Origin of the sequence: Phenylobacterium aquaticum (assembly GCF_947378715.1) — a bacterium.
Lineage (GTDB): Bacteria > Pseudomonadota > Alphaproteobacteria > Caulobacterales > Caulobacteraceae > Phenylobacterium > Phenylobacterium aquaticum_A.
This window is the reverse complement of the sequence record NZ_CANCLE010000113.1, coordinates 1-13,462: the sequence shown is the minus strand read 5'-3', so window position 1 is coordinate 13,462 and position 13,462 is coordinate 1. Positions and strand designations below refer to the sequence as shown.

Annotated in this window: 11 protein-coding genes; 1 reads left to right on the top strand and 10 read right to left on the bottom strand. The window is 69.8% G+C overall.

What is annotated here, in order from left to right; all coding sequences use genetic code 11:
- Positions 1-30: 30 nt before the first annotated feature.
- Complete coding sequence (locus Q7P21_RS14370) at positions 31-438, top strand: DUF2442 domain-containing protein (RefSeq protein WP_304177603.1); 408 nt, start codon at positions 31-33, stop codon at positions 436-438.
- Positions 439-1,002: 564 nt separating this feature from the next.
- Here Q7P21_RS14370 and Q7P21_RS14365 read toward each other — a convergent pair.
- From Q7P21_RS14365 to Q7P21_RS14320, 10 genes are all read right to left on the bottom strand, one after another.
- Positions 1,003-2,796: an AMP-binding protein gene (locus Q7P21_RS14365; RefSeq protein ID WP_304177601.1), complete on the bottom strand. Its 1,794-nt coding sequence runs from the start codon at positions 2,794-2,796 to the stop codon at positions 1,003-1,005.
- Positions 2,797-2,798: 2 nt separating this feature from the next.
- Complete coding sequence (locus Q7P21_RS14360) at positions 2,799-4,019, bottom strand: acetyl-CoA acetyltransferase (RefSeq protein ID WP_304166140.1); 1,221 nt, start codon at positions 4,017-4,019, stop codon at positions 2,799-2,801.
- Between the two features lie 47 nt (positions 4,020-4,066).
- Entirely contained in the window at positions 4,067-4,996 is a 930-nt protein-coding gene (locus Q7P21_RS14355) for an SDR family NAD(P)-dependent oxidoreductase (protein ID WP_304166142.1), read from the bottom strand.
- A gap of 59 nt (positions 4,997-5,055) precedes the next feature.
- Complete coding sequence (locus tag Q7P21_RS14350) at positions 5,056-6,117, bottom strand: hypothetical protein (protein ID WP_304166144.1); 1,062 nt, start codon at positions 6,115-6,117, stop codon at positions 5,056-5,058.
- Between the two features lie 72 nt (positions 6,118-6,189).
- Entirely contained in the window at positions 6,190-7,137 is a 948-nt protein-coding gene (locus Q7P21_RS14345) for a helix-turn-helix domain-containing protein (RefSeq protein WP_304166146.1), read from the bottom strand.
- A gap of 122 nt (positions 7,138-7,259) precedes the next feature.
- Positions 7,260-8,948 (bottom strand): class I adenylate-forming enzyme family protein, encoded by a 1,689-nt coding sequence (locus tag Q7P21_RS14340; protein ID WP_304166149.1) that lies wholly within the window; start codon positions 8,946-8,948, stop codon positions 7,260-7,262.
- Between the two features lie 105 nt (positions 8,949-9,053).
- A complete protein-coding gene (hutU, locus tag Q7P21_RS14335; protein ID WP_304177599.1) occupies positions 9,054-10,721 on the bottom strand; it encodes a urocanate hydratase in 1,668 nt (555 codons plus the stop codon).
- Between the two features lie 7 nt (positions 10,722-10,728).
- The gene (hutG, locus tag Q7P21_RS14330) at positions 10,729-11,547 is read right to left on the bottom strand and encodes an N-formylglutamate deformylase (protein ID WP_304166154.1); all 819 of its coding nucleotides are present in this window, start codon (positions 11,545-11,547) and stop codon (positions 10,729-10,731) included.
- Positions 11,547-13,085 carry a histidine ammonia-lyase gene (gene hutH / locus Q7P21_RS14325; RefSeq protein ID WP_304177605.1) on the bottom strand — a complete coding sequence of 513 codons (1,539 nt, stop codon included), beginning with the start codon at positions 13,083-13,085 and terminating at the stop codon, positions 11,547-11,549. Before hutH ends, hutG begins: the two co-directional genes overlap by 1 nt.
- Positions 13,070-13,462: amidohydrolase family protein (locus tag Q7P21_RS14320; RefSeq protein ID WP_304177597.1), on the bottom strand; the 393-nt coding region annotated here is incomplete at its 5' end. The genes hutH and Q7P21_RS14320, both read right to left, overlap by 16 nt.

Below are 13,462 nucleotides of genomic sequence, written 5' to 3'. Positions count from 1 at the left end.
CCTATCTGCTGTCACGATGGAGAGAGATTCATGGCTGAGCTGAGCGAAGCCCAAATCGTCGCGGCCGAAGAGCGCGGCCGCATCGCCGCGCAGGTCGAGCCGCGCGCCGCGAGCGCGCGCTATGATCGCCGCCAAGGACGGATCGTGGTCGCCCTGACCAACGGCTGTACCTTCGCCTTCCCTCCCCGCCTGGCGCAGGGGCTGGAGGGCGCCACCGACGAGCAACTCGCCGCGTTCGAAATTCTCGGCGCGGGCTATGGCCTGCATTGGGAGAGCCTGGACGTGGACCTGTCGATCCCCGGCCTGCTGGCCGGCCTCTTCGGCGCCAAGTCCTATATGGCGCGCCACGCCGGACAGGCGCGATCCCCGGCCAAGAGCGCAGCCGCGCGCGTCAACGGCGCCAAGGGCGGCCGCCCCCGCAAGGCTGCCGGCGCATAGGCGCCCGCCGCGCCTGGATGGGGAAACCTGCGGCTTGCGTCCCAGGGCTGCGCCGACCGCTCGCCTATTGCAGTAACAGTGCGATTTGAACCCTCGCCCCGCGCTTGCGGGGAGAGGGCAGGGTGAGGGGCGCGCCGCGCAGCGGGGCGTCTTTCGGCGGGTCAGCTGACGCAGAGTCAGCAAGATCGCCTCACCCAACCCTCTCCCCGTAAACGGGGCGAGGGCTAAGGTCCCTCAATTGCAGTGACAGCGCATCAGTCGCCCTGCCCCTCGCCATGCCACCGTCCCCGTATGGCGCGCATGGCTCGGTCGATCTTCGCGGGGGTTTGTCACTCTGCGCGGCAATGGCCGGCCGCCGGCCGCCGCCAGGCGCGGCCGCAAGCCCAAGACGAACCTGAGCACCCTGTCGCCGCCATACGGAATTTCACATTTCAGCTTGACTGGAACATTTCGCGAACATATCGTTCACGATCGGTCTTTCCACTTTGACTTCAATACTTTACCCCGCCGTTCCCGACCGGGAGGGACCTCCATATACAACTACAACCACCGCCTCAAATGGCCCTAGCCCAGGGCCATGACGCCGGCGTCCGGGGTCTCGGCGAACAGGCGCTCGACCTCGGCGGCGCGGCGGTCGATCACCGCGCGCCGGTTGATGGTGCCCTTGTCGGAGATCTCGTGGGCGTTGGCGTTTGGCGGCGTGGTCAGCAGCAGGGCCCGCTTCACCCGGGCGGCGGCGCCGTGCTGCTGGGCGTTGAAGGCCCGCAGGCGGGTCTCGATCTCGGCGGGGTCCGCCCCGGCCGTGGGCCATAGCATCACCCCCAGATAGGGCCGGCCATCGTCGCAGAGCACCAGGTCGAGGACCAGGGGCGACAGGGCCTTGAGGATGCCGTCGCGCAAGGACCCGCCATAGACCCAGGTCCCGCTGGAGAGCTTGAACTCCTCGGCCGCCCGGCCGGCGAAGGCCAGGCCTTGCGTCGGGTCGGCGGGGTCGTGGAACACGGCCAGGTCGCCGGTGCGGTAGAAGCCCTCCTCGTCAAAGGCGGCGGCGGTCTTTTCCGGATCGTCCAGATAGCCGGTGGTGACATTGGGGCCCCGGGCGCGGACCTCATAGCGGTCGCCGACCGGGGCCAGCTTCACCGTCGTGCCCGGCGCCGGCAGGCCGATGCCGACCTTGTCGGTCTCGAAGTGGATGACCATGAAGGCCGAGACGGTCTCGGTCATGCCATAGCCGCTGGTCATCATGATCCGGTGGCCGGTCTCGGCGACGGCGGCGGCCTGCAGCCGGTCGTGGACGGTCTGGCTGAGGCCCGCACCGCCATAGAGCATCAGCCGCATCTTCTTGAAGAAGGTCGCCCTTAGGATCGCGTCCTTCTCCAGGGCCTCGACCAGCATGGTGTAGCCGAGCGGCACATTGTTGAAATAGCTGACGGAAATCTCGCGCAGATTGCGGATCGAGGTCTCGAACAGGCCGGGCGCCGGCTTGCCGTCGTCGATATAGAGCGTGCCGCCTTCCAGGAGGGTGGTGCGCAGAACGAAGGCGCCGGCGGCGTGGTGCCAGGGCAGCCAGTCCAGCATCACCTCGTGCCAGCCGGCGGCCTCGCCGATGGTCTGCTGGCACTGGGTGGAATTGGCCATCAGGTTGTCGAAGGTGATCGGCACCACCTTGGGCAGGCCGGTCGAGCCGGAGGTCAGCATCAGGGCGGCGCGGTCGGAGGGCTTCAGCCCCTCGATCGACTTGGCGACCCAGGCGGTGGGCGTGGCGGCCAGGACCTCGGCGTAGGAGGTCGCGGGCTTGGCGAGCTGGGTTGGGTCGGTGGTGATGATCCTGGCGTCGCCGAAGTCCAGGGTCTCCAGCGCGCCCCTGGCCATGGCGGTGTCCTCGGCGAACACCACCGCCGGCCGGACCTTGGTCACCACATGGGCCAGGCGGCCATAGTCGCCGCCCAGCGCCGCATAGGTGACGCTGACCGGACAGGCGGCGCGGCCGGCCGCCTGGGCGGCGAAGCTCATCACCGCGAAGGCGGGCGTGTTGCCGGCCAGGATCAGCACCGGGCCGGGGCCGGCGTTGTCCATCAGCCACTGGGTCGCGGCGTCCATGTCACGCTTCAGCTGGGCGAAGGAGGTGTAGACCCACGCGCCGTCCGCGCCCCGCTGGGCGATGGCCGGCTTGTCGCCCGAGGCCAGGGCCCGGCGCGCATAGGCGGCCGGGATATTGGCGTCATAGGGCTTCAGCGGGATCTTCGAGGTGATCAGGATCGTCCCGTCGGCGCGGCGCTCGACATCGAGATCCACCGGCAGCAGGTGGGCTTCGCGGAAGGGCGCGGGCGGGGCTGCGGCGACGGCGGGCGAGGCCATGGTCAGACGCCGACCACGAAGCTGACCGTGGTGGTGGTCGAGCCGCCGATGTTCAGGGTCTGGCAGGTCTTGGCGCCTTCGACCTGATAGTCGCCGGCCGTGCCCGTCACCTGCTTGAAGGCGTCGAGCGTCATGCGCACCCCGGTGGCGCCGACCGGGTGGCCGAGGCCGATCAGGCCGCCGGACGGATTGATCGGCAGGCGGCCGCCCATCTCGATGGAGCCGTCCTCGATCGCCTTCCAGGACTCGCCGGGCGCGGTCAGGCCCAGGTGGTCGATGGCCATGTATTCGGTGGCGGTGAAGCAGTCGTGGGTCTCGACCACGTCGATCTGGTCCAGAGCCGTGATCCCGGCCCGGGCGCGGGCGTCCTCAATGGCGCGGCGCACCTGCGGGAACACATAGTCCTTGCCCTGGCTGGCCTGGATCTTGGCGGCGTAGGAGATCGGCGCCGAGCGGTGACCCCAGCCCTTGATCTGGGGCAGGCTCTCCAAGGGAACGCCATGCTGGTCGGCATATTCGGCCGCGCGCCTGGCCGAGGCCAGGAACACCACGGCGGCGCCGTCGGTCACCTGGCCGCAGTCCTGCTTGCGGGTGCGCCCCTCGACCACCGGATTGGCCTCGTCGTCGGCGGTGAAGCTCTTGTCGTTGAAGGCCCAGGCCCGCGTCTGGGCGTTGGGGTTGCGCTTTCCGTTGGCGAAGTTGATCTCGGCGATGCGCATCAGGTGTTTGTAGTCGAGGCCGTAGCGGCGCTCATATTCCTCGGCCAGGTCGGAAAAGGCGCGGGGCCAGAGGAACTTGGCGTCCTGGAATTCGTGGCCGGTCCAGGCTGCGGCGCCCAGGTTTTCGGCCGCCTGCTGGCCGCTGACATTGCGCATCTGCTCCAGGCCCAGCACGCAGGCCAGGTCATAGCGCCCGGCCTCGATCTCCGAGGCGGCGGCCAGGATGGCGACGCTGCCCGAGGCGCAGGCCGCCTCGTGACGCGCGGTCGGCAGGCCGTCGAAGTCGGGATGGACCAGGCCGAAGAACCCGCCCAGCAGGCCCTGGCCGGCGAACAGGTCGCCGACGAAGTTGCCGACGTGGCCGGTCTCGATGTCCTTGGCGTCCAGGCCGACGGCGTTCAGCCCCTCGCCCACCACTTCGGAAAAGGCGTCGGCCATCTCCATGCCCTGGCGCGCCCAGTTGTTCGCGAAGTCGCTCTGCCAGCCGCCGAGTACGTAGACCATGGTTTCCTCGCCCGGCCGCTCAGCGGCCTGTCTGAATGTCAGTCCGATTATACAAGTGAAACGGTCGGGGCCAAGGCCGTCCGACCATCCATGAAGGCCGCGAACGCCTGGTGGGCGTCGCCATAGGTCTCGCGCGGTTCGGCGGCCATGGCGGCGCGCACCGCCTCGCCGATCCGGCCGGGCTCCAGGGTCACGGGCGGACCCTCGACAGAGACCGCCGCCCGCACCCGTCCGCCGCCGGAGACCAGGGTCTGGCCGGTGACGTCGCAGGCCGCGCTGACCAGCCAGGAGACCAGCGGCGCGACGGCCGCCGGATCCATGCGCTCGGCCAGGCCGGGGGCCAGATGGCCCTCGGTCATGGCGGTGACGGCATAGGGGGCGATGGCGTTGATCAGCAGGCCACGCGGCCTGCCCTCCACCGCCAGGCCCTTGACCAGTCCGATCAGGGCGGCCTTGGACGACGCATAGGCCGCCATGCCGTCGCCGCCGTGCAGGCCGGCCGACGAGGCGCTGACCACGATCCGCCCGGCCTTGGCGGCGGACAGGGCCGGCCAGGCCGCCTGGACCAGATGGAAGGCGCCGAAGAAGTTGATGTCGAAGATCCGCTTGAAACCCTCGCGGGTCTGGCGGTGCAGGCGCAAGGTCTCCGGAACCCCGGCATTGGAGACCACGGCGTCCAGGCCGCCGAACTCGGCCTGGGCCTGGGCGACCAGCACCTCGCCGGTCTCGGGATCCTCGGCGGGATCGCTATTGGCCACCGCCTGGCCGCCAGCCTGGCGGATCTCGGCGACCACGGCCTCGGCGCTGGACGGCAGGCTCCGATCGGCCCAGCGGTTGTTGACCACCACCAGCGCGCCGCGCGCCGCGAGGTCCAGGGCATAGGCGCGACCCAGGCCCTTGCCCGCGCCGGTGACGATCACAACCCGGTCGCGCATGTCCTGCGCGAGCCCGGCGCTCTCCTGGATCGTCTCCGGCATCTGGCGTCCCTCTCCTGACCCGCGATCATCCACACATCGTATCGTTATGCAAGTGACGTCTAGGCGGCCGCGAGCTCGCCCCGGAACGGTGTGGCCAGGGGACGGGTCATCAGGCCGGGTTCGGCGGCGCAGACCAGGGGAATGGCGTTGATCACCGCGCCGGCCACGCCCAGCTGCTCGGCCGAGGTGGCGGTCGCATCTCCAGCCCGCTTCTCCAGGTCGACCGACAGGCGAACCCCCGGCTGGCCCGCCACATGGATGCGCCAGAGCGGCGGATCCGGATCGTCCAGGTGGGCGTCCTCCATGTACCAGTGGATCGACATGGTCAGCTTGACAGCGCCCTCGACCACACCCCGCCAGCGCCAGTTCACATGGCTGATCCCGCCCTTGGCGATCGGGCCGGCGGCGACGCTGAGATCCTCGGTGGCCGCGAACACCCGGTGGTCGGTGTCGATCCGGTCCAGGGTCAGGCCCAGATGCTCGGCCATGGCCGACAGCACCTCGGCGTACATGCCATTGAGCGACGAGGCCGGGCCCCAGGTCGGATCATTGGCGTCGACGGTCTCAGGATCGGACCCGAAGCCCAGGATTCGGAACACATAGTCGGGATTGCGCACCGGCCGGCAGTCAACGCTCTCCACCACCTCGATATGGTCGAGCTGGGAACAGACGCTGGTGGCCACCACGGCCAGCTGCTCGGCCGCGAAGCCGGGATTGAGGCCCGCAGCCATCAGGGTGGAGCCCCCGGCCGCGCAGGCCGCCTGCAGGGCCGCCAGCCGCGCGCCGACCCAATGCTGAGGCCGGCTATAGCCATTGATGCTGATGACGTTCTTGCCCGAGGCCAGCAGCTTCAGGATCTCGGCGTCGTGGGAGCCGTAGGGCGGGGCCAGACGCGCGCAGTGGATCACCACGTCGGCCTCGAGCGCCAGGATCGCCTCGGCGTCGCGGGTGGCGATCACCCCGGTCGGCGCCCGGCGCGCGATGTCGCCAGCGTCGCGGCCGGCCTTGTCGTCGCCATAGACATAGAGCCCGACCAGCTCCATGGCCGGATGGTCGATGACCGCCCGCAGACAGGTCTTGCCCATGGCGCCCGTGGCCCACTGGATGACGCGGTATTTCATGGCCCCTCCCCTTCGAGTCCCGGGAGGTTAGCCGAATGGGTATCGTTATGAAAGCGACGCCGAGGCGGACGGCTACCCGGCGACTTCCAACGCCCTCGGCGTCTCGACCTCGATCACCTCGAAGGTGACGTCGTGCGGCTCCACCGGCTGGCTGCAGCAGGAGCAGGTCACCGCCGGCTCCAGGTCGTGGCCGTCGGCCTTGTGGCGCAGCAGCAAGGGCGGGCCTTCCGGCGAGACATAGTATTTGTCGCCCCACTGCAGCAGCATCAGCAGGACCGGGTAATAGTCGACGCCCTTCTCGGTCAGGCGATATTCGAAGCGCCGGCCGCCCAGCTCATGGGCGCGGATCACCCCCTGGGCGGTCAGCCAGGACAGGCGCTCCGACAGGATGTTGGTGGCCATGGCGGTGTCGCGGTGGATCTCGTCGAACCGACGCAGGCCGGTGAAGATCGAGCGCAGCACCAGGCTGGCCCAGCGGTCACCGGTGATCTGGGCCACATCGACCATCAGGCCAGACGCGCCCTCGGCGGCATGGCGCTGTTGGCGGCGGCGGCTGTAGCGGGCGGCCATCCAGCCGACGCCCGGCCCCTCGGTCCAGTCGACGTCGCGGGCGCTGATCTCGTCGCCGCACTTCAGGCAGGTGGGCACGGGTTCGAAGGCGTGGCCGCAGGTTCGGTGGCGCAGCTTCAGCCTCAGCTTGCCCTCCGGCGGGCTCCAGCGGCGCTCCCAGCGCAGCATCATCAGGGCCGGCCAGTAGAGGTCGCGCCCCTTGGCGGTCATGCGATATTCGAACCTGGGCGGGGTGTCGCTATAGAGCACCTTCTCCAGCACCCCGGCCGCCACCAGGCGCTTCAGGCGGTCGCTGAGCAGGGTCTGCAACAGGCCCGTGCGCGCGCGGAACTCATCGAACTTGCGCGCGCCGATCCAGCTGGCTTCCAGGATCAGCAAGACGGAGGTATCGCCCACCACTTCCAACGCCCGCCAGATCGAGCAGGTGCGGATGAATTTCGGCGAGGTCATGGATCAGGTGCGCTCTTCAAGGCCCGGAAGCATCAGGCTTTGAAGAGTCGCGGAACCGGTCCGGGTATGCAAGTCGCTTTCGCAACTCGCGCGGTTGCTTTGGATTAAACGCCCTGGACGGGTCAGGACGCCGCCACCCCGGCCAACTCGCGGCGCAGCACCTTGTTCAGCGGATTGCGCGGCAGGGTCTCCACGATCCTGAGCTTCTCCGGCAGCTTGTACGTGGCGATATCGTGGGCGCGCAGGTGGGCGTTGAGCTCCTCCAGCGTCAGGTCCTGACCCGGGCGCAGGGCGACCACGGCGCAGACCCGCTCGCCCAGCCGCTCGTCCGGATAGGCCGCGCAGCTGGCCTCGCGCACCTTGGGATGGCTCTCGATCAGCACGTCGAGCTCGGCGGGCGAGATGTTCTGGCCGCCCCGGATGATGATCTCCTTGCAGCGGCCGACGAAGCGGTAGTAGCGGCCGCCCGCCTCCGGCGCGATCTCGAACAGGTCACCGGTGCGGAAGAAGCCCTGGTCGTCAAAGGCCGCGCGGGTCAGGTCCGGGGCTTTGTAATAGCCGTCGAAGGTCATGGCCCCGGCGATGCGCAGCTCGCCTTCGGCGCCGGGGGCCGTGATCTCCTGGCCGCTCGCCAGATCGACCAGCCGGGTGCGGATCTTGGCGGGGAATTCCGCAGGCCATTCAACACCCTGCGCCCCGAACCTGGGAAAGAACCGCGCGCGCTGTTCCGGGTCCGGGATCGCCTCGCCGGTCGAGAACAGCGAGGTCCCCTCATTGGAGCCGAACACGTTCATCACCGTGACGCCGTGCAGGTCCTGCCAGCCCTTGACCATCCAGGGCGCGAGCGGCGCGGAGCCGGAGCCCAGGCAGCGCAGCTTCGAAAGGTCGGTGGCCGACAGCAGGGCTTCGTTCTGCAGCAGCATGTTCAGCACCGCCGGCGGGGCCACGGTATAGGCCACCCCCTCCCCCTGCATCTGACCCAGGAAGATCGGCAGGTCGAAGGGGTGGTGCTGGACGAGGCGGCCCTGGCAGACCAGCCAGGTCATGACCATGCCGCCGATCGCGGCGATATTGATCAGCGGGAACGGGTTCAGGATGGTGTCGCCGACCCTGAGGCCGGCGGCCTCGACCAGGGCCTCGCCATTGATCACCCAGTGATCGTGATGCCGCGGCACCCCCTTGGGCATGGCCTCGGTGCCGGAGGTCCAGCAGATGGTCAGGGCCTCGGCGGCGTCGAGATCGGTGGGGCTGGGATAGGCGGTCTTGGCCGCGGCTGCGATCAGGGCGTCGAGAGCGTGGGCGCCCGCCGGCGCCGTCGCGCCCAGGCTGATCACTTCGACTGGCGTGACCCCCTCGCGCTTCAGGTCCATGAGCAGGGCGGCGTGGTCGCAGCCATGAAACTCGCCGACGGTCAGATAGACCTTGGGCTCTACGGTCGGCAGGATCTGGCGCAGCTCGTGGCCGCGATAGGCCATGGCCACGGGGCTGAGGATCGCCCCCATCCGGGCGCAGGCCAGGAAGGCCAGCACACCCTCGACCAGATTGGGCAGCTGGGTCGCCACCACGTCGCCGCGTCCGACGCCGAGGCCGGCGAACACATGGCAAAGGGCGTCCACCCGGGCGTCGACCTGCGCATAGGTCAGGCGTTGCGGCGGGGTTCCGACCAGGGCCGCGCGGTTGGGAGCGTCGATCAGCGCCTCGGACGGCCCCTGGGCGGCGACCGCCTTGCGGAACAGGGTCTCGACGGTCTCGCCCCGCCACCAGCCCCGACGACGATAGTCCGCGACGCGTTCGGGAGGGCTGGGACGCAAGGCTCGTCTCCTGGCTGGAGGGGTGTCAGGCGCGGGGCTTCGCGCCGTCGCCCAGAGCTTGCATAGTCAGTATCGTATTGCAAGCGACCCCAGGCCGGCGGCCGCTCACCCCAATATGCCGGGCAGGTCCAGTCCGTTCGCGCGCGCGCAGTCCAGGGCCACGGGATAGCCGGCGTCGGCATGGCGCATGACCCCGGTGGCCGGGTCGTTCCACAGCACCCGGGCGATCCGCTTGGCGGCGGCCGGGGTCCCGTCGCAGACAATGACCATGCCGGCGTGCTGGGAGAAACCCATGCCGACCCCGCCGCCATGATGCAGCGACACCCAGGTGGCGCCCGAGGCGGTGTTGAGCAATGCGTTCAGCAGCGGCCAGTCGGAGACCGCGTCGGAGCCGTCGCGCATGGCCTCGGTCTCGCGGTTGGGCGAGGCGACAGAGCCGGAATCCAGGTGGTCGCGGCCGATCACCACGGGCGCCTTCAGTTCGCCGCTCGCCACCATCTCATTGAAGGCCAGGCCCAGGCGGTCGCGGTCGCCCAGCCCGACCCAGCAGATCCGGGCCGGCAGGCCCTGGAACCGGATGCGCTTGGCGGCCATGTCGAGCCAGTTGTGCAGATGCGGATTGTCGGGGATCAGTTCCTTGACCTTGGCGTCGGTCCTGGCGATGTCCTCGGGGTCTCCGGACAGGGCCACCCAGCGGAACGGCCCGATCCCGCGACAGAACAGCGGACGGATATAGGCCGGCACGAAGCCCGGGAAATCGAAGGCGTTGGCTACGCCAGCTTCCTTGGCCATCTGTCGGATATTGTTTCCATAATCGACGGTCGGGACACCGGCCGCCTGGAAGTCCAGCATCGACTGGACATGCTCGGCCATGGAGGCGCGGGCCGCCTCCTCCACCTGCTGGGGGTCCTGCTCGCGCATGGCGGCCCAGCGCTCCAGGCTCCAGCCCCTGGGCAGGTAGCCATTGATCGGATCATGGGCCGAGGTCTGGTCGGTGAGCAGGTCCGGCCGCACCCCGCGCGCGAACAGCTCGGGCAGAATCTCACAGGCATTGCCCAGCAGGCCGACCGAGACCGGCTCCTTCGCCTTGCAGGCCCGGTCGATGATCTCGAGCGCCTCGTCCAGGGTTGCGGCCTGGCGGTCGAGATAGCCGGTGCGCAGGCGCATCTCGATCCGCGACTGCTGGCATTCGATAGCCAGGCAGGAGGCGCCGGCCATCACCGCCGCCAGGGGCTGGGCGCCGCCCATGCCGCCCAGGCCGGCGGTCAGCAGCCAGCGGCCGGAAAGGTCGCCGGCATAGTGCTGGCGGCCCATCTCGACGAAGGTCTCATAGGTGCCCTGCACGATCCCCTGGGCGCCGATATAGATCCAGGATCCGGCGGTCATCTGGCCGTACATGGCCAGGCCGGCGCGATCGAGTTCGTTGAAATGCTCCCAGGTCGCCCAGCGCGGCACCAGGTTGGAATTGGCGATCAGCACCCGTGGCGCGTCGGCATGGGTGCGGAACACCCCCACCGGCTTGCCCGACTGCACCAGCAGGGTCTGGTCGTCCTCCAGCCGGCGCAGGGTCTCGACGATCTTGTCATAGCTTTCCCAGTCGCGGGCGGCGCGGCCGATGCCGCCATAGACCACCAGTTCCTCCGGTCGCTCGGCGACATCCGGATGCAGGTTGTTCATCAGCATGCGCAGCGGCGCCTCGGTCAGCCAGCTCTTGGCCGAGAGGGTGGTTCCGGTGGCGGGACGGATGACGCGGGTGGGGTCGAGGCGGGTCATGGGGCTCTCAGGCTTGGGCGAAGGCGAGGCAGGCTTGCAGGACGCGGGTCAGGGCCGCGCGCAGGGGGGCGGCCTGGTCGGGACGATAGGCGGCGGGCCAGGTCCGGGGCGTCGGCGGATCGTCGGGGTCGTCCATGTAGCCCCGGCAGGCCAGCTCCATCTGGAGGGCGTGGACGCCCTGCCCCGGCTGGCCATAGCGCCGGGTGGTCCAGCCGCCCTTGAAGCGACCATTCGCGACCCAGCTCCAGCCCGTGGCCTCGCAGACGGCTTCCACCGCCCGGGTCAGGGCGGGATCGCAGGCCGCGCCGCTGTTCGTGCCGAGATTGAACTGGGGCAGCACGCCGTCGAACAGGCGGGGGATCACCGAGCGGATCGAATGGGCCTCATAGAGCACCACACGCGGATGGATCGCGCGCAGGCGCTGAAGCTCGGCGTCGAGGGCGGCATGATAGGGCGCGAACCAGGTCTCGCGCCGCCGTGCGATTTCGGCCGCGTCCGGCTCATCACCCGGCCGATAGAGCGGCTCGCCGTCGAAGGTGGTGGTGGGGCAGAGCTCGGTGGTCGCCTGGCCAGGATAGAGCGAGGCGCCGGAAGGATCGCGGTTCACGTCGATGACGCTGCGCGAGATTCGGGTGCGCACCGTGGTCGCGCCCAGATCGGCGGCGAAGTCATAGAGCCGGTCGATCCACCAGTCGGCGTCCTTGCGCGCCAGCCAGGGCGAGACGAAGCGGGTCGCCAATTCCCCCGGCAGATCAAGGCCGGTGTGGGGAAAGCTCACCACCAGGGGCGCGTCGCCGCGCGCAACCTCCAGCCAATCGCCGGCCATCACGCCACCCCCGGCAGGGCGCCGACCGCGCCCGCGACCGCGCCGGAGCGGACCAGGGCCTGGGCCAGCTCCATGTCGGGATGGAAATGCCGGTCGTCACTGAGGTGGGGGACCTGGGCGCGCAGCACCGCGCGAACGGTCTCCAGGGCGGCGCTGGAGCTGAGCGGGGCGTGGAAGTCGATACCCTGCACCGCCGCCAGCAGCTCGATGCCGATCACCGCCGTGGCGTTCTGCGCCATGCCCAGCAGTCGCCGCGCGCCATGGGCGGCCATGGAGACGTGGTCTTCCTGGTTGGCCGAGGTGGGGATGGAATCGACGCTGGCGGGATAGGCCTTCTGCTTGTTCTCCGAGACCAGGGCGGCGGCGGTGACCTGGGGGATCATGAAGCCGGAATTCAGCCCCGGCTTGGGGGTCAGGAAGGCTGGCAGGCCGGAAAGCGCCGGGTCGACCAGCATGGCGATCCGCCGCTCGGCCAGGGCGCCGATCTCGCAGATGGCCAGTGCGATGATGTCGGCCGCGAAGGCCACGGGCTCGGCGTGGAAATTGCCGCCGGACAGGGCCTCGTCGGTTTCCGGAAAGATCAGCGGATTGTCGGAGACGCCGTTGGCCTCGGTCCCCAGTGTGGTCGCGGCCTGGCGCAGGATGTCGAGGGCGGCGCCCATCACCTGGGGCTGGCAGCGCAGGCAATAGGGGTCCTGCACCCGGGCGTCGTCCTTCAGGTGGCTGGCGCGGATTTCGGAACCTGCCATCAGGCCGCGCAGGGCGTCGGCCACCTCGATCTGGCCGACGTGGCGGCGCAGGGCGTGGATGCGCGGATCGAAGGGGGTGTCGGAGCCCTTGGCCGCCTCGGTCGACAGCGCCCCGGTGACCAGGGCGGCGCGGAACAGGGCCTCGGCCTCGAACAGGGCGGCCAGCGCATTGGCGGTCGAGAACTGGGTGCCGTTCAGCAGGGCGAGGCCTTCCTTCGGGCCAAGCACCAGGGGGGAAAGCCCCGCCGCCTCAAGGGCTTCCAGCGCCGGCTTGCGATCGCCGCCGACGAAGATCTCACCGACCCCGATCAGGGTGGCGGCCATGTGGGCGAGCGGGGCCAGATCGCCCGAGGCGCCCACCGAACCCTGGGCGGGGATCACCGGGGTCAGGCCCCGGGCCAGCATGGCCTCCATCAGGGCGATGGTCGCCGGTCGCACGCCGGACGCGCCCTGGGCGAGGCTGGCCAGCTTGAGCGCCATCATCAGCCGCATGACCGGCGCGGGGCTCGGCTCGCCGGTTCCGGCGGCGTGGGACAGGACGATGTTCCGTTGCAGGGTGGCGAGATCACAGGCCTCGATCCGCACGCTGGCCAGCTTCCCGAAGCCGGTATTGACGCCATAGACCGGCTCGCCCTTGGCCAGGATGCGTTCCACGGCCGCGGCGCTGGCGGCGATGGCGGGGGCCGAGGCCGGGTCCAGGCCGACCGGCGCACCGCGATAGATCGCCCGCCATTCGGCCAGCGACACCTGGCCGGGGCGCATCATCACTCGGGTCATTTTCCACTCCAGACACGGGCATGGAGCGGGTTGAACCCCATGCGATAGACGAGCTCGGCCGGGCGCTCGATGTTCCAGATGGCCAGGTCGCAGGCCTTGCCGGCCTCGAGCGTCCCGATCTCGGCGGACCGGCCCAGGGCGGCGGCGGCCTCGCGGGTGACGCCGGCCAGGCATTCCTCGACGGTCATGCGGAACAGGGTCGCGGCCATGTTCAGGACCATGAGCAGCGAGGTCATGGGCGCGGTGCCGGGATTGCAGTCGGTGGCCAGGGCCATCTTGACGCCCCGGGCGCGCAGCAGATCGACAGGCGGGACCACCGTCTCGCGCACGAAATAGAAGGCGGCGGGCAAGAGGACGGCGACGGTCCCCGCCTGGGCCATGGCCTGGGC

Excerpts from the sequence above, each read along its gene's own strand:
- Q7P21_RS14370 (WP_304177603.1), top strand. The coding sequence starts at position 31 with ATGGCTGAGCTGAGCGAAGCCCAAATCGTCGCGGCCGAAGAGCGCGGC.
- Q7P21_RS14365 (WP_304177601.1), bottom strand. The coding sequence starts at position 2,796 with ATGGCCTCGCCCGCCGTCGCCGCAGCCCCGCCCGCGCCCTTCCGCGAA.
- Q7P21_RS14360 (WP_304166140.1), bottom strand. The coding sequence starts at position 4,019 with ATGGTCTACGTACTCGGCGGCTGGCAGAGCGACTTCGCGAACAACTGG.
- Q7P21_RS14355 (WP_304166142.1), bottom strand. The coding sequence starts at position 4,996 with ATGCCGGAGACGATCCAGGAGAGCGCCGGGCTCGCGCAGGACATGCGC.
- Q7P21_RS14350 (WP_304166144.1), bottom strand. The coding sequence starts at position 6,117 with ATGAAATACCGCGTCATCCAGTGGGCCACGGGCGCCATGGGCAAGACC.
- Q7P21_RS14345 (WP_304166146.1), bottom strand. The coding sequence starts at position 7,137 with ATGACCTCGCCGAAATTCATCCGCACCTGCTCGATCTGGCGGGCGTTG.
- hutU (WP_304177599.1), bottom strand. The coding sequence starts at position 10,721 with ATGACCCGCCTCGACCCCACCCGCGTCATCCGTCCCGCCACCGGAACC.
- hutG (WP_304166154.1), bottom strand. The coding sequence starts at position 11,547 with ATGGCCGGCGATTGGCTGGAGGTTGCGCGCGGCGACGCGCCCCTGGTG.